This window comes from Clostridium sartagoforme (assembly GCF_039521405.1).
Lineage (GTDB): Bacteria > Bacillota > Clostridia > Clostridiales > Clostridiaceae > Clostridium > Clostridium sartagoforme.
Map to the genome: position 1 here is coordinate 58,259 of NZ_BAAACH010000016.1, position 15,606 is coordinate 73,864.

At 26.6% G+C, this 15,606-nt stretch carries 13 protein-coding genes; 3 read left to right on the forward strand and 10 right to left on the reverse strand.

Annotated elements, in window-relative coordinates; genetic code table 11:
• The first annotated feature begins 149 nt into the window (after positions 1-149).
• Positions 150-1,364 carry a dicarboxylate/amino acid:cation symporter gene (locus ABDZ60_RS07765; protein WP_016206527.1) on the forward strand — a complete coding sequence of 405 codons (1,215 nt, stop codon included), beginning with the start codon at positions 150-152 and terminating at the stop codon, positions 1,362-1,364.
• Positions 1,365-1,424: 60 nt separating this feature from the next.
• Here ABDZ60_RS07765 and ABDZ60_RS07770 read toward each other — a convergent pair whose 3' ends face one another.
• The 5 genes from ABDZ60_RS07770 to ABDZ60_RS07790 form a co-directional block, all read right to left on the reverse strand.
• Positions 1,425-2,330 carry a ComEC/Rec2 family competence protein gene (locus ABDZ60_RS07770; protein ID WP_343777313.1) on the reverse strand — a complete coding sequence of 302 codons (906 nt, stop codon included), beginning with the start codon at positions 2,328-2,330 and terminating at the stop codon, positions 1,425-1,427.
• Between the two features lie 154 nt (positions 2,331-2,484).
• On the reverse strand, positions 2,485-2,955 hold the full coding sequence (locus ABDZ60_RS07775; RefSeq protein ID WP_343777315.1) for a threonine/serine exporter family protein: 471 nt from the start codon (positions 2,953-2,955) through the stop codon (positions 2,485-2,487).
• A gap of 2 nt (positions 2,956-2,957) precedes the next feature.
• On the reverse strand, positions 2,958-3,722 hold the full coding sequence (locus ABDZ60_RS07780) for a threonine/serine exporter family protein (protein WP_016206530.1): 765 nt from the start codon (positions 3,720-3,722) through the stop codon (positions 2,958-2,960).
• Between the two features lie 113 nt (positions 3,723-3,835).
• Positions 3,836-4,258, reverse strand: a complete 423-nt coding sequence (locus ABDZ60_RS07785; protein WP_016206531.1) for a hypothetical protein — start codon at positions 4,256-4,258, stop codon at positions 3,836-3,838.
• Positions 4,259-4,354: 96 nt separating this feature from the next.
• Positions 4,355-6,958: a 3'-5' exonuclease gene (locus tag ABDZ60_RS07790; protein WP_343777318.1), complete on the reverse strand. Its 2,604-nt coding sequence runs from the start codon at positions 6,956-6,958 to the stop codon at positions 4,355-4,357.
• Between the two features lie 555 nt (positions 6,959-7,513).
• Between ABDZ60_RS07790 and ABDZ60_RS07795 the strand changes: the two genes are divergently transcribed.
• Positions 7,514-8,407, forward strand: a complete 894-nt coding sequence (locus ABDZ60_RS07795; protein ID WP_343777320.1) for a metallophosphoesterase — start codon at positions 7,514-7,516, stop codon at positions 8,405-8,407.
• 136 nt (positions 8,408-8,543) lie between these two features.
• On the opposite strand, the gene ABDZ60_RS07800 is transcribed toward ABDZ60_RS07795, so the two are convergent.
• Positions 8,544-10,322, reverse strand: a complete 1,779-nt coding sequence (locus ABDZ60_RS07800) for a M3 family oligoendopeptidase (protein ID WP_343777322.1) — start codon at positions 10,320-10,322, stop codon at positions 8,544-8,546.
• Positions 10,323-10,402: 80 nt separating this feature from the next.
• Entirely contained in the window at positions 10,403-11,086 is a 684-nt protein-coding gene (locus tag ABDZ60_RS07805; protein ID WP_343777324.1) for a helix-turn-helix domain-containing protein, read from the reverse strand.
• A 120-nt stretch (positions 11,087-11,206) separates the two neighbouring features.
• Here ABDZ60_RS07805 and ABDZ60_RS07810 point away from each other — a divergent pair, with 120 nt between their 5' ends.
• A complete protein-coding gene (locus ABDZ60_RS07810) occupies positions 11,207-12,940 on the forward strand; it encodes a glycoside hydrolase family 13 protein (protein ID WP_343777326.1) in 1,734 nt (577 codons plus the stop codon).
• A gap of 69 nt (positions 12,941-13,009) precedes the next feature.
• Here ABDZ60_RS07810 and ABDZ60_RS07815 read toward each other — a convergent pair whose 3' ends face one another.
• From ABDZ60_RS07815 to ABDZ60_RS07825, 3 genes are all read right to left on the reverse strand, one after another.
• A complete protein-coding gene (locus ABDZ60_RS07815; protein ID WP_343777329.1) occupies positions 13,010-13,354 on the reverse strand; it encodes an FMN-binding protein in 345 nt (114 codons plus the stop codon).
• Positions 13,355-13,378: 24 nt separating this feature from the next.
• On the reverse strand, positions 13,379-14,800 hold the full coding sequence (locus tag ABDZ60_RS07820; protein ID WP_343777331.1) for a flavocytochrome c: 1,422 nt from the start codon (positions 14,798-14,800) through the stop codon (positions 13,379-13,381).
• Between the two features lie 107 nt (positions 14,801-14,907).
• On the reverse strand, positions 14,908-15,606 hold the full coding sequence (locus tag ABDZ60_RS07825; protein WP_343777333.1) for a response regulator: 699 nt from the start codon (positions 15,604-15,606) through the stop codon (positions 14,908-14,910).

Here is a 15,606-nt window from a genome sequence, read left to right on the forward strand (position 1 = left end):
TTATTTATGTTATCCTATTTATATTTATTAATTCACTTAAATGCTTTAATAAATATTTTTCTTGACTTATTATTGTACAGGCTGTATTATGTACTTAATTTAAATACAGGTGTATTTTGTATAAATACACAAATTGAGGGGGCTTTATAATGAAAAATACATCTCTTATATTAAAAATCTTTATTTCCTTGATAGTTGGAATAAGCATCGGAATATTCTTTAAATATCTAAATATTGATACTCCAATAAGGCTACTTGGGACATTTAGTGAACTCTTTGGAAGCTTTTTATCTTTTGTAATTCCACTTATTATGATTGGGTTTATAGTACCTGGAATAGCTTCTCTTGGAAATAAATCTGGAAAGGCTTTATTGTTAACTACTATCCTTGCTTATATCTCTACTCTTGCTGCTGGGTTTTTAGCATTTTCAGTAGGTTCCTTTTTCTTACCTAAATTATTAAAAGTAAATACTTTAAATATAAGTTCAAGTAGTAATATATCTTCTTTTTTTACTATTGATATACCTCCTATAATGTCTGTAATGTCTGCCTTAGTATTTTCTTTTATTATGGGCGTAAGTTTATCAAAACTTAAAAATAGTATTATTTCTAGCATATTTGATGAGTTCAGTATTATAGTTTCTAAAATTATATCTAGTGTACTTATTCCAATAGTACCTATATATATTGGTGCTATTTTTGCAAAACTTAGCTTTAATGGTGAAATATTTACTACTTTAAAAAGCTTTGCATTAGTGTACATAATACTATTTTCTGTTCAAGGAATATATCTTTTAATTCAATATTTAGTTGCTGGTAGTGTAAAAAATGAAAATCCAATTAAATTGCTTAAAAATATGTTACCTGCATATTTAACAGCTGTTGGTACTCAATCATCTTCTGCTACTATTCCTGTTACAGTTCAGTGTGTTAATAATAATTCCGTTAGTGAAGAAGTAACTGATTTTGTAATTCCTCTTGCTGCAACTATACATTTAGCTGGAGACACAATAACCCTTGTACTAACATCTATGGCTGTTATGTATATGACAGGAAGAACTCCAACATTTTCATTAATACTTCCATTTATATTTATGCTTGGAATTACTATGGTTGCTGCTCCTGGCGTTCCTGGGGGAGGGGTTATGGCAGCTCTTGGAATATTGGAATCTATGCTTGGCTTTGGCTCACTAGAAAAACCTTTAATGATTGCTCTTCATGCCGCTCAAGATAGTTTCGGAACTGCTACTAATGTTACAGGAGATGGTGCTATAGCCATATTAATGGATAAAATATTAAATTCTAATAAAAATAAATCTGAAGCTTTAGATAAAGACTTAAATGATGTTAGTGTTGTAAAGTAAAAAGTAGAACTTTATCATATTAGATTTTACAATCATTATGATAAAGTTCTACTTTTTTTGTTACTTTTTATTTTTTATACTAATATTATTGCCATCAGATATAACTATTATTTCGCCGTTTATATCCGTTCTATAGGTTTCTATTCCATAAGTATCTATAGTTTGTAGAGTTTCCCTATGTGGATGTCCATATTTATTATCTACACCACAACTAATCACGCCATACTTTGGGGCAATCGCTTTTATAAATTCTTTACTAGAAGACGTACTTGAGCCATGATGTCCAAATTTTAACACATCAGCTTTTAAGTTATCTTTATATTTAGATATAACTTGTTTTTCTGAATAAGCTTCAGCATCTCCTGTAAACATGAATGTTGAGTTTCCAAAGGTTAATTTCATTATTGGGGAATAATCATTAAGTTCTTCATAACTCTCATTAATTGGAGAATAGACATCTATCCTTGCGCCTTTTCCTAAATCAAAACTTGTCCCCTCTTTTATAACATTAATTTTTAATCCTTCTTTCTTAACTGCATTTATCATATTTTCAAAAGTTTTTGTAGTACTAGTTACTTTTGGCATATAAAAGCTTTTAATATAATACTCTTCAAATATCTTTGTCATTCCTCCAATATGATCCTCATGTGGATGAGTAGCAATAACTATTTCAAAATCATCTATATTTTTTTCTTCAAGTTGCTTCATTAATTTATCTACATCACTTTTAGGTCCTGCATCTATTAATATATCAAAGTCATTTACTCTAATGTAAACAGCATCTCCTTGTCCAACATCCAGATAAGAGATTTCTATATTTCCATTTATTTTTTCTGTATTTAAGTCTAAAATATCCTTACCAAAATATGTTGATATTATTGTAAATATGGCTAAGATAACTATACTTATAAACTTCGATTTTTTATTTACTTTTTGCTTTGTCAAAATCTTACCTCCTGCAAACATACATTCTTATTTTAATACATATTATATGCTGAGATTTGAAAAATGTCAAAAGGCGTTACATTTTGTCCTGCAACGCCCCATAGTCATAGTCAAATTATAAATAAAACTTCTGACTATGATAATATTATTTGATTATTTTATAATTTTATTCCTTCTAGCTATTTAATGATTTAAGTTTATTTTGGTTTTTTAGATCTTTGTTAAGTTTATACTTTATTAAAGTTTTAGTTACTGTTGATACTAATATAATTCCAAGGGCTAAAGCACCTGCTGAAGCTAAAGTTTTTATTCCTGTTTCTAGTGACTTCATAACATTCCCTGTAATTGCTTCAACCATTGTATAATACATTCCTCCACCTGGAACTAATGGTATTAATGCTGCTATTACAAAAGTCGTTACTGGAGTTTTTAATATCCTTGCAAAAACTTCTGAATATATACTAAGACCAACAGCTGCAAGGAATAAAGATGTTGTATCAGAAACTCCCAGCCTTAAAGAAAATTTATATATAAACCACCCTAAAGCACCACATAAAGCTGAAAAAAATAAATTTTTACCTTTAATATTAAATACTATTCCAAAAGCAAATGATGCTATAAAAGCAGATAAGATTTCAATTATCATATTTATATCCCCCCAAACGTTCCAATCCAGAAACTTAAAACTACTCCAGTTCCAATAGCAACCGCTATAGCTGTTAAAAATGCTTCTGCTCCTCTTGCAAGTCCAGATACTAAATCACCAGCAACTGTATCTCTTATTGCATTGGTAATTGCCAGCCCTGGTACTAAAAGCATTATCGAACCTATTATTACCTTGTCTATATCAAATGCTAGTCCAACTTTTATAGATATAATTGCTAAGAAAGCTAAAATCCCAGCACAAATACTACTAATGAAAAATGAATTTAGCCCCATATTCTCACCTTTTATAGAGAAATATTTAACTACTATTCCTATAAAAAATGCTGCTATAGCATCTTTTATAGATCCTCCAAATAAAAAAACAAATCCAAATGCACCAATTGCTGAAAAAGTTATTGTCACTTTATTTGAATACCTTTTTTCTTTTTCTATTTCATTTAATTTATTCTTTAACTCTTTCACATTATATTTATCTTTTACTATATTCCTTGCTAAATCGTTAACCTTATGAATTTTTTGCAAATCCACTGATCTGTTAGAAATTCTGACTACTAATGATTTTATTTCGCCTTCATGAGATACCGATGCTACAATTACAGTTGGTGTCGCATAACTATCTGCTACTTCTATTCCAAAAGACTTGCATATTCTATTCATTGTTTCCTCAACTCTATATGCCTCTGCTCCACTTTCAAGCATTATCTTCCCTGCATAAGCTGAAACTTGAAGTATACTATTTATATCCATTATTTTTACCTCTTCTATATTCAACTTTATATATTATACAATTCTCACAATAGCATGTCTATATAGATTTTTTATTAAAAAGAGGAAAAACTAAATAGTTTTTCCTCAAAAATTTATATACTGTTTATTATATTTAATATATTTTCAACTGATGCTTTTCTTATTGTAAAAATCATATCTTCATCTATTCTAAGCTTACATTCATTTTCATTTATTTTTACTTTATTCAAATTAATTCCAGTTGATTTTATCTCTTTATATTTAGTTGCTGATATATCTATATCAAATTTATTCTCTTTTGCCCCTGTAATTTTTATTAGGCTTCCTTGACATCCGCTATCTTGTATTTTTAATGTTATTATATTATTTCCTTTTAAGACTAGTTTATTTGCAGGAACCGATACAATTGATACCTTTCCTGTCATAGTCATCCAGCCACCACTTAATTTTATTTTAGATAGTAATTCAAGATCGTAATTCTTTGCAATAACATCTAATAGTTGTCCTAACTGGTACACATTTAAATTGTATTTCATTTCTCATACCTCGCAATATTTAATACATATGTTTCTATATAATATTATTTATTATACTATATAGAAGTGAAAATTTCTATCTTTTAATAATTATTATCAAGATATATAGTCTATATCTATATATCCTAAGAATCTACTTACTTCATTTTTTCTATTATATTCATCATGTAAATTAGACAATAAATATAAATTTTCTCTTGCTCTAGTTAATGCAACATAAAAGGTTCTTTTTTCTTCTTCTAAGTTGTTAGATTTAATGGACATATAAGATGGAAATGTATTTTCTTGAAGTCCTACTATAAATACACTATCAAATTCAAGCCCTTTTGATTGATGTACTGTTATTATTGGAATTCTTTTTTTATTAGTTCTATTTATAATCAAATTCTCAAGATCTCCATTTGAAAGACCTGTCAATTTAATTATATCTAATAAAAAATCTTTATTGCTTTTTTTATTATCATCTAAATCTCTCACAAGGACATAAAAATCTCTAAGTCTTTCTATCTTTTCTCTTCCTTCCTTAGCACCTTCAATATCCCTTCCTGAATATAATGTTTTTATATTGAATTTATTTATAATATCAACTATTATATCTTGAGGTCTTTTAACTTCAGCTTCCTTAAATAATTCATTAACTTTATTGCTAATATATGAAAATGCTTTTATGTGCTTAGACATATAATTTATTCTCTGTATTGATGTGTGAATTAAATCCTTATTTATAGCTCTTACTAATAATTCACTAGTTGCTAGTATATCATCCATAGCATCATGACTTGGTTTGTTTTTTGTTTTAAATATTTTACTAAGTGTATCTAATTTATAATTAGGTAAATTAGTATAAAATCTTCTATATATATCTAGAGTATCATAAAAAGTTTTAAATTTATGACCTCCTAAGTTATTCCTATATAACTCACTACTTAAAATATTTATGTCATATTGAACATTATGCCCTACTATAACAGCATCCTTTGAGAACTCCATGAACTCTTTTAATACCTTTTTCTTATCTTCACCATTTTCTTTTAAAAATTCATCACTAAATCCATGTACTTTAAATGATGATTCTACAGTTTTTTTATTTTTTATAAACTTTTTAAAGCTGTCAATAACTTTACCATGTTTATTTATCTTTATAGCTGCTATTTGTACTATTTCATCTTCAGTTACATCTGTTCCTGTACTTTCAACATCAAATACTATTATATTATCTTGTGCAAATTCATTTATTAGTAATGAATATTTTTCTCCATAATTTCTTGCATTTAAATCTATAAAATCACATAATGAAATTCCAACTTCTTTATACTCCTTTGATTCAATAATTTGGAATGTCTTATCTCCTATTCCTGTAGGAAGTCTTTTTACTATTCTTTTTAAGCTTACATTATCATATCTGTTTGCAATAAGTTTTAGAAAAGCTATAATATCTTTTATTTCTTGTCTTCTAAAAAACTTAAATTGATCAACCAGAATAAATTCAAAATCAGAACCATCATATCCAATTATATTTCCAAGTTCTCTACTCAACTTAATATTATAATTATTATCTCTACTTAAAATACAAATCTTTGATATATCTTCGCCTTTTTCTTGTAATGATTTTACTTCCTCAAATATAAATCTAGCTTCTTCCCTCAAATTATTGCATATCTTTAATTTTATTTTCTCACCATTTTCTTTTGTTTCGGAGGATATTTCATTTTTGTATAAAGATTTATATTGTAATTCAAAAGCATTCTTTAAAAAGCTTAAAGTTCCATTAGTTATAAACTTAGTTGATCTGTAATTTTTAAAAAATACTATTTCAATAGGATTATATTCTTTCTTATAAAATTCTAATATCTTATTTGGTTCTGAGCCTCTCCACCCATAAATGGTTTGAAACATATCTCCACATAACAAAATATTATTTCCTTTAAATATCTTTTCAATTATAAAATATTCTAATGTACTTGTATCCTGAACTTCATCTATATTTATAAATTTATATGTATTTCTTAAACTTATAACTAATTTATCATCTTTTAATATCTCTTTTGCCTTACATGTTAAATCTGCAAAATCTAACCCATGATTGTTATAAAGCAATGAGTTATATAAATTAACCAAAAAATGGCCCTTTTCTAATAAAAAGTTCTTCATTTCATTATTTAAAATGCCTTTGTCATTACAAATTGAATTTATCTTAGCTTCATTGTATTTAAATATATTTCCTATAGTTTTACTATAATCATCTAAAACATTATCACTATATAAATCAAGTTTAGCTCTTTCTATTTTAATTATATCTATAAACTGTTGTAGTTTATAAACAGAAGTATTATAGTAATTACATTCTTTTATTATTTCTCTACAATCTTCCTCATCAAAGACAATAAAATCAGTAAATATATCACTTCTTTTCTTAGCATCACTTTTAATTAAATCATAACAAAAGCTATGAAAGGTTCTTATAGTAATGTCCTTAGCTTCTTCCCCTACAACTTTTTCAATTCTCTCTCTCATTTCTGCACAAGCTTTATTAGTAAAAGTTATACATAATATTTCACAAGCTTTTGCTTTATTACTTTTTATAATATTTGAAATTCTACTTGATAAAGTATTAGTTTTTCCAGTACCTGCCGAAGCAAGAAGTAGAATGTTTTTTTCTAATTCATTTACAACTAAAGCTTGTTCTTGATTTAAAGTCATACTTAATCCTCCAGGCTTTTTACTTTATTTTATCATATCTTATAATTTTCTCTACTAATCAAATCTATAAATTGTAAATATCTCTCTTTTTTAATATGTATAATTAATTTTTCTAACTTATATTTACTAAAATAATTATATTACTATTGTACTCATAATGAAAGTAAGTTAAAATTTCATTTTTTACTATTTTCTTAAGCAAAATAAATGTATATTATATAAAGTTTAAGAAATAATACTTATGTAATTTGGTTTAAAAATACTGTTATGTTATAATAATCTAAAAATTATATACTGGAGTTGATTGAATTGAAGGTTAAATATATCCTTATCTTGGTTTTATTTTCACTTCTATATTTTTTAATAAATTATTATATAGGTAGAAAAATACTTAATGGATTTAATTATATTTTCAAAATTTCTCCATTAGTCTTTTGGATTATTTTTTGGGTTTTAGCCTTATCATACATAATTTCAATGTTTCTTAATAAATTTATATCTCCCAATTTAACTAACTTTCTTTATTTAATTGGTTCATATTGGATGGGATTATTAATGTACACTTTATTAACTTTTCCTATTATAGGAATAATAAATATAATAATTAGTAAATCACACTTATCAAATAATTTAACTGATAAATACTATATTTATCAAACTATATTAATTGCTGTAGTTTTTATTATAATAACTACAATTGGAAGCTTTAATGCTAAAAACTCTTATGTGACCTCTTTTGATATAGATATAGATAAACCATCTTTTAAAGAACCAGTAAATGTAATTATGGTATCTGATATACATTTAGGAAATATAGTTAAAAATAAAAAACTTTCTAATATGGTAAAAGAAATTAATGACTTAAATCCTGATATAGTAATAATTGCTGGAGATATTATAGATAGTGATATAAAACCATTTCTAAATACTAATATGGGAAGAGAATTTTCAAAAATCAAGTCTACATATGGTACTTATGCCACCCTTGGAAATCATGATTTAATGACTAAGGCTGAAACCCAAATAGTCAAAATACTTGAAGAAAATTCTGTTAAAGTCTTAAGAGATGAATCTATTTTAATAAATGACAGTATCTACATAATAGGCAGAGATGATATTACAATAAATAGATTTTCTGAAAATGATAGAGCTTCATTATTAGATTTAACACATAATCTTGATAAATCTAAAGCTCTTATTGTAATAGATCATAATCCTAAATATATAAATGAAAGCTTAAATGCAAATATTGATTTACAACTTTCTGGTCATACTCATAAAGGTCAAATTGCTCCTGGAAATTTAGTTACAAATAAAATGTTTGAAATTGATTATGGTTATTTAAAGAAAGATAACTTGAATGTTGTAGTTTCTTCTGGGTATGGAACTTGGGGACCTCCTATAAGAATAGGCAGTAGAAGTGAAATAGTTCAAATGAACTTACATTAATATATGCCGAAAAAAACTAATTCTAATAAAATTACTATAGATTTATTAATCTTATACACTTATTAAATAGCTATTTAATATTAAATTAAAATCAAGGGATATTTAAAAACACTTTAAATATCCCTTTAGTTTTAATCTATTTTACTTCGTAACTTAAAGAAATGAATCTTTCTATATCTTCTTCAATAAGCCTTAAAGAATTTCTCCAGAAGTTAACATCATGAACGTCTATATTCATTATTTTTGTTACATCTGCAACCTTTTCTTTGCCTGTAACAGATAATAAATCCTCATATTCCTTACAGAAGCTTTCACCTCTCTTTAAATATTCAGCATATAACCCCTTTGCAAATAAATTTCCAAATGCATATGGGAAGTTATAGAAATTATCTGTTGCATAATAATAATGAGGTTTCCAAGTCCACATATATTTATGCAAGAAATCATTATCAAGACCATCTCCATAGGATTCTTTTTGAGCTTTTAACATTACATTATTGATTTCTTCCACTGAAAGAGAGCTTTCTTTTCTCTTTTCAAAAATTTCAGTTTCAAATAAGAATCTTGAATATATATCAACTATTACTTGATTACAGTCTGATATTTCTGCTTCTAAAATAGCAAAAGCCTCTTCTTTACTTGCACTTTTAACAGCTCCTCTTTTTACTAATATCTCACAGAAATTAGATGCTGTTTCAGCTAATGTCATTGGATATTCTGAATTTAAAGCAGTTTCATTTTTTAAGCAATGACTATGAAATCCATGTCCAAGTTCGTGAGCCATGGTTACAACATCACTAAAACTATTTCCATAATTCAGTAATATTCTGCTTTCATTTATAGTCTTTATGCTTTCACAAAAAGCACCACCAACTTTGCCTTCTTTAGGCATAACATCTATCCAACTATTATTAAATGCATTAATAGCAAAATCAGCTAAATTATCACTAAAGTTTCTAAAGTTCTTTTCAACAAAAGCCTTTCCTTCTTCATAAGAAAACTTCATTTCTTTGTTTATTACTGGTGCATATAAATCATAAAATGGCAATCCATTTTTATGACCTAACATTTCCGCTTTTCTTCTTAAATATTTTCTAAATGAAGGCAAGCTTTCTTTTATAGCTGTAAGCATTGAATTTAAAATATCTTCATCCATTCTAGATTCCTCTAAAGTCATATGAAGAGGTGATTTATACCCTTTAAGCTGAGTAGTAGTTAAAACTTCTCCCTTAATTCCATTTAATGCTGCTGCAACTCCTTCTTCAATTTTTTCATATGACTTAATTTCTGCTTCATATGCCTTTTTTCTTAAATCTGCATCTGGACTATATGCCATATTTAAAATAACAGTTAATGGTAATGTTTTATCTTCATTATCAATATTAATATCAACCTTATGTGTTGATATTAAATAATCCTTATAATTTAACCATGCCTCTGAGCCAGTATTTCTCATTTTAGCAATTATAGCTTCTTCTTTTTCACTTAGCATATAATTATTTTTTTCTATTATTTCATTTATAAAAAATTTATGTTTTCTTAATAAGTCTGATGATTTTATTAAACTATCTATATCTTTTATATTTGCTACCCATTTATATATCTTTGTTAATGGCTCTGCTAGAAGCCCATATTTAGAATTTATTACATCTAAATATTTTCTTCCTTCTGCATTCTTTGAATCAGTACTTAAAGTTAAATTAGCATAACACCCTACTCTATTTAAAAGTAAATTTATATTTTCTAACTTATTTATTAATTCTTCTAATTTTATTAAATCATTTGATTTTTCATCAGTAGATTTAGCGAACCTTTTAAGTTCTTCTATCCCATCATCTACTTTCTTTAAATCTGTAATAAATTCTTTTGAAGTAAATGATGGATATATATTTTTTAAACTCCATTCTAATGACATTTTTATGCCCCCTTTAATATTATTTTTAATACTTATTTTAAATTATATTATTAAATTAAATCGAATTCAATTAATTATACTTATATTGAATAATTTTTATTTCTAAATTCTGATGGCGATATACCTACAACTTTTTTAAATGTATTAGTGAAATGGCTTTGATCATGAAATCCTAATAATATGCTTATTTCTAGTATGCTCTTTTCACTACTTAAAAGTAAAGTTTTAGCTCTTTCAATTTTCATTTCTCTTAAATACTTCATTATAGATATTCCCTTATATCTCTTAAAACATGTTGACGCATATCCTACCGATATATTTAAATTATTACATATCATTTCTAATGAAGTATGATTTTCTATATTTAAATGTACCGCTTGCAAAAGTTTATTAGCTGTGAAGCTATCAGTGATTTCGATATCATTTATAAGTAAATCCATATACTCATTTATCATTTCCATTTCTATAGTTTGCAAATTACTGATGTTATTAGTTTCTTTAACTTTTCTATAAAATTTATTATAGATTGTATGAAGATATTTTTTTGAAATTCCACTTCTAATAATTTCCCTACTATAAATAGCATTCCAAATTATTAAATCATCTTTTTTATGTTCTTTATCTACATCATCTCTAATCTCTGACTTATGCTTTTCTTTAACTATCTTTATTATTTCTTCTTTATTTCTAGACTCCATTAGAAATGATATCTTATTACTAAAAATATTGAAATCTGATTCAAAACTTTCATATCCATCATTCATTAGTATCTCTCCATTCTATAACTTTATAATAATTATATACATATTATATTTTAAATTTACAAATTTAATCAATACACTTTGATATAATTTTATTAAAATATACAATAAAAGGAGTAATTTATGAATAAGTTAGCTGTTTATCATATATCAGATATTCCCTATGCTTATGCCAAAAATGTAAATACCTTAACTATAAGAATACGTACTGCTAAAAATGATTTGAATAATTGCTACATTTATTATAAAGATAGATTTGGAGATGAATCTTTTATAAAGAAAGAAATGTATCTAATATCTGAAGGAGAATTATATTCATACTATGAAGCTGACTTGTCAGTCGCTAAAAATAGGTACAAATATATATTTGAACTTATAGACAAAAATAATGTTAGCTATATTTTAGATGAACGAGGTTTTAGAAAATCTACTTATGAATATATTGATGCAAACTCATTTCACTTTCCTTATATATCTGCCGATGATGTCTATAATGAGAATAAAATTTTACAAGAAGCTATAGTATATCAAATTTTTCCTGATAGGTTTTTTAAAGGATTTAATAAAAGTAACCCTAAGACTATATCAGAATGGGGAGATGAAAATATAACTTTCAAATCTATTTTTGGAGGAAATCTACAAGGAATAATAGATAAATTAGATTATATCCAATCTCTAGGAGTAAACTTAATATATCTTACTCCGGTGTTTAAATCTACTTCTAATCATAAATATAATACATGTGATTATTATAAAATTGATGAAATATTTGGAGATAAAGAAACAGCCAAGTCTCTAATAGATAAATGTCATAAAAAAGGGATTAGAGTTATATTTGATGCTGTATTTAATCATTCAGGAGACGATTTTTTTGCATTTCAGGATATTATAAAAAATGGAGAAAAATCAAAATATAAAGATTGGTATCTTATAGATAGCTTTCCTATTAACCAAGAAGCCCTTAATTATTATACTTTTGCAAATAATATATCTAAAATGCCAAAATTGAATATTTTAAATGAAGAAGTAAGAAACTATCTTATCAATGTAGGTAAATACTGGATTAATGAGATTGGAATAGACGGTTGGAGATTAGATGTAAGTGATGAAGTTAGTCATAGCTTTTGGAAAGATTTTAGAAAAGAAATTAAATCAATAAATAAAGATGCAATTATAATAGGTGAAATATTTCATAATGGTTTTGCCTTTCTAAAAGGTGATGAATTTGATGGTATTATGAATTACACTTTCAAAAATGCATGTGTAGATTTCTTTGCTAAAAGAATAATAAATGCAAAAGAATTTTTAAGCATTTTATCCGAAAGTAGAATGTTATATATGAATAGCATATCAAATCAAATGTGGAATTTATTAGGTAGTCATGATACAAAAAGGTTTATTAACGAATGTAATTTAAATTTTTTATCTATGAAACTTGCTATAGTTTTTCAGTTTTCTTATATAGGGGTACCCTATATTTATTATGGTGATGAAATTGGTTTAACTGGCGAAGATGATCCTTTTAACAGAAAATGTATGATTTGGGATGATTCTAAACAAAATAAAGACTTATTAGACTTGTATAAATCCTTAATAAAACTTAGAAAAGAATATAAATCTTTAGTTTATGGTGCATTTACCCCCATCTATTATGAAGATAATCTTCTAATTTTTAAAAGAGATTTATGTGATGAATCAATTTTAATATGTTTAAATAGAAATGAACAAAAAGTTCACACTAAACTTAATTTTAATATAAATGGTTTTGATTTAATAAATAAGTCTTCTTTTAATGTAAGTAAGCTTGAAAATATAAACTTTAATCCTATGGAATATAAGATAATTAAACTTAAATAAAAAAATAGGTAGATTTTATTTAATAAAATCTACCTATTTTTCATATCTTAAAAGTCTAATATATAATTTTTATTTTGACGCTGATTCCAAGGCTTTATTAACAGCTTCTATTACGCCTTTTGATGAATTTGTTGCTCCTGAGATAGCCTCAACACCTTCTGTGCTTTGCTTTTCGATTATTTCTGGAACTAAATTTTCCTTAACACCATCAACTAAAGTTTTAGTTTCATTATGTTCAACTAAATTCACTTCTAATATCTTTCCCTTTTCAACCTTAACCTCTACTTTTATTTCCCCTGAAGCCCCTTGCCCTTCACCTGTGTAAGTTCCATCAGTATATTTCCCACTACCACAGCCAACTAAAATAGTTGCTGATAATACTAGTGTACTTAATATTGCAGTTATTTTTTTCATTTTTACTCCTCCTACAATTAAATCCTATTTAATGAATGCTGCTGCATTTTTTCCAGCAGTTCTACCAAAAGTAACTATATCAGCTAATGCATTTCCACCTAATCTGTTTCCACCATGAACTCCTCCAGTTACTTCTCCTGCTGCAAATAGTCCTGGAATTACTTTTTCATCTTTATTTAAAACTTCAGCATTTATATTTATCTTTAATCCACCCATTGTATGGTGTACCGCTGGAGTTACAGGTATTGCATATACCTTTCCTTCATTTAATTGTCTTGGAAGATCTTCTCTATTAAATTCTGAATCTTTTTTATCTAATGCTGCTTTATTGTATTTATTAATTGTTTCTACCATTGTATTCTTATCTATTGATAACTTTTCTGCTAATTCTTCTACAGAATCAGCTTCTGTAACTAATCCCATATTAAAATATTCTTCAGTTGCTTTTAAGCTCTTTCTTAACCCTTCATCAAAGAAGAGATACGCTATTCCATCCTTTTGTTCTAATATAGCCTTTGAAACTACATCTCTTGTAAATAATTCATTTGTGAATCTTTTAGCATCCTTATTAATAAGAATCGCTCCATTACCTCTTACAGCTTCAGTTACCATTACAGCCTTTTCTGGAACAACTGTTGGATGTGTTTGGATTTCTTCCATATCTACTAAATCAGCTCCAATACCTTTTCCAAGGACTATTCCATCTCCAGTAGCTCCATTGTGGTTAGTTGTTGCAAATCCTTTTAAATCCTCTTTATAGCTAACTACCATTTCTTGATTCGCTGAAAATCCGCCTGCTGCAATAATTACAGCTTTTGTATTTATAGTGTACTCTTTTCCTTCTTTATTAGTAACCTTTACTCCAGAAACATTACCCTCTTTATCTAAAACTATTTCCTTTACTTCATTCCATAATCTTAAATCAACTTTTTCTTTTTCAGCAGCTACCTTTAATGTATCTACTAAATGAGCTCCAACAGCGGCTCCCCCTGTTGGTCTGTGAGTTCTATAATTTGTAGCTCCTGCCATTCTACCAACATCTGATAAATCAGCACCTAAATCAGTTAACCATGCAACTGAATCCTTTGCCTCATTAGATAGCTTTTCTACTAATTCTGGATTATTTTTTTCATATCCACCCTTCATAGTATCTTCATACATAATTTCTATAGAATCTTCTATACCTTTTGCCTTTTGTTGTTCAGTTTCAGCTGCATTTAAGCCACCTGTAGCTCTATTTGTATTTCCACCAACCATTGGCATCTTCTCTAGAAGAACAACATTTTCTACTCCGTCTTGTTTAGCTTGTACAGCTGCAGATAATCCTGCACCACCAGCTCCTATTATAACTATATCAGCAGTTTCCTTTTTTCCACCACAACCAACTAGGATTGATGGAACTAAAATTAAAGCTGACATTACTAATGCTAAAGCTTTCTTTTTCATCTAATATTTCTCCCCTTAATCTTTAAGTTATTTACAGCATTAGTATATTAGTTAATTAATAGACAATCAATATTATGGTCTTATTGTTTATTTTGGTCTTTTTGTTCTTATTTTTTAAGCATATAATAATTAGTTGGTCTTCCTATTTTTCCATATTCCTGATTTATTTCAACTTTACCTTCTTCCGCCATCTTTTCTAAATACCTTCTAACAGTTACCCTAGCAAGGCCACTTCCTTTGGCAATTTCCTCTGCAGTTAAATCTTGTCCCTTTTTCTGATTCATATAACTTATTATTTTATCATATGTTTTTAGATTTAAACCCTTACTTAGTTCTTTATCTTGCATTTCATCACCTGTACAATTTGTACTAATATTTAATATATATTGATCTATATAATCTTGGTTTATATTATCTAAATTTGTTAATTCAATAAATCTATTTCTATAATTAGATAAGGCTTCTTTAAATCTTTCAAATTTAAATGGCTTTATTAAATAGTCAACAGCTCCATATTTAAAAGCTTCATCAACTGACGATTTACATTTATCCGCAGTAATTAAAATAGTATCTACCTGTATCTCTCTAGATCTTATCCATTTTAGTAAATCTATACCTTTTCCATCCGGCAAAAATATATCTAACAAAATTAAATCTATTTTTTCTTTATCAATTTTAATTTTTGCTTCTTCTATGCTACTTGCATCTCCTACAACTACAAAGCCTTCAAGTTTATTTAAAAATCTTCTATTTATATCTTTTACCATTGGATCATCTTCAACTATAAAAACTTTAATACTATTCAT

What these genes read in the sequence shown, in the direction of transcription:
- ABDZ60_RS07765 (WP_016206527.1), top strand. Translation starts at nt 150, where the DNA reads ATGAAAAATACATCTCTTATATTAAAAATCTTTATTTCCTTGATAGTT.
- ABDZ60_RS07770 (WP_343777313.1), bottom strand. Translation starts at nt 2,330, where the DNA reads ATGTTTGCAGGAGGTAAGATTTTGACAAAGCAAAAAGTAAATAAAAAA.
- ABDZ60_RS07775 (WP_343777315.1), bottom strand. Translation starts at nt 2,955, where the DNA reads ATGATAATTGAAATCTTATCTGCTTTTATAGCATCATTTGCTTTTGGA.
- ABDZ60_RS07780 (WP_016206530.1), bottom strand. Translation starts at nt 3,722, where the DNA reads ATGGATATAAATAGTATACTTCAAGTTTCAGCTTATGCAGGGAAGATA.
- ABDZ60_RS07785 (WP_016206531.1), bottom strand. Translation starts at nt 4,258, where the DNA reads ATGAAATACAATTTAAATGTGTACCAGTTAGGACAACTATTAGATGTT.
- ABDZ60_RS07790 (WP_343777318.1), bottom strand. Translation starts at nt 6,958, where the DNA reads ATGACTTTAAATCAAGAACAAGCTTTAGTTGTAAATGAATTAGAAAAA.
- ABDZ60_RS07795 (WP_343777320.1), top strand. Translation starts at nt 7,514, where the DNA reads ATGTACACTTTATTAACTTTTCCTATTATAGGAATAATAAATATAATA.
- ABDZ60_RS07800 (WP_343777322.1), bottom strand. Translation starts at nt 10,322, where the DNA reads ATGTCATTAGAATGGAGTTTAAAAAATATATATCCATCATTTACTTCA.
- ABDZ60_RS07805 (WP_343777324.1), bottom strand. Translation starts at nt 11,086, where the DNA reads ATGAATGATGGATATGAAAGTTTTGAATCAGATTTCAATATTTTTAGT.
- ABDZ60_RS07810 (WP_343777326.1), top strand. Translation starts at nt 11,207, where the DNA reads ATGAATAAGTTAGCTGTTTATCATATATCAGATATTCCCTATGCTTAT.
- ABDZ60_RS07815 (WP_343777329.1), bottom strand. Translation starts at nt 13,354, where the DNA reads ATGAAAAAAATAACTGCAATATTAAGTACACTAGTATTATCAGCAACT.
- ABDZ60_RS07820 (WP_343777331.1), bottom strand. Translation starts at nt 14,800, where the DNA reads ATGAAAAAGAAAGCTTTAGCATTAGTAATGTCAGCTTTAATTTTAGTT.
- ABDZ60_RS07825 (WP_343777333.1), bottom strand. Translation starts at nt 15,606, where the DNA reads ATGAATAGTATTAAAGTTTTTATAGTTGAAGATGATCCAATGGTAAAA.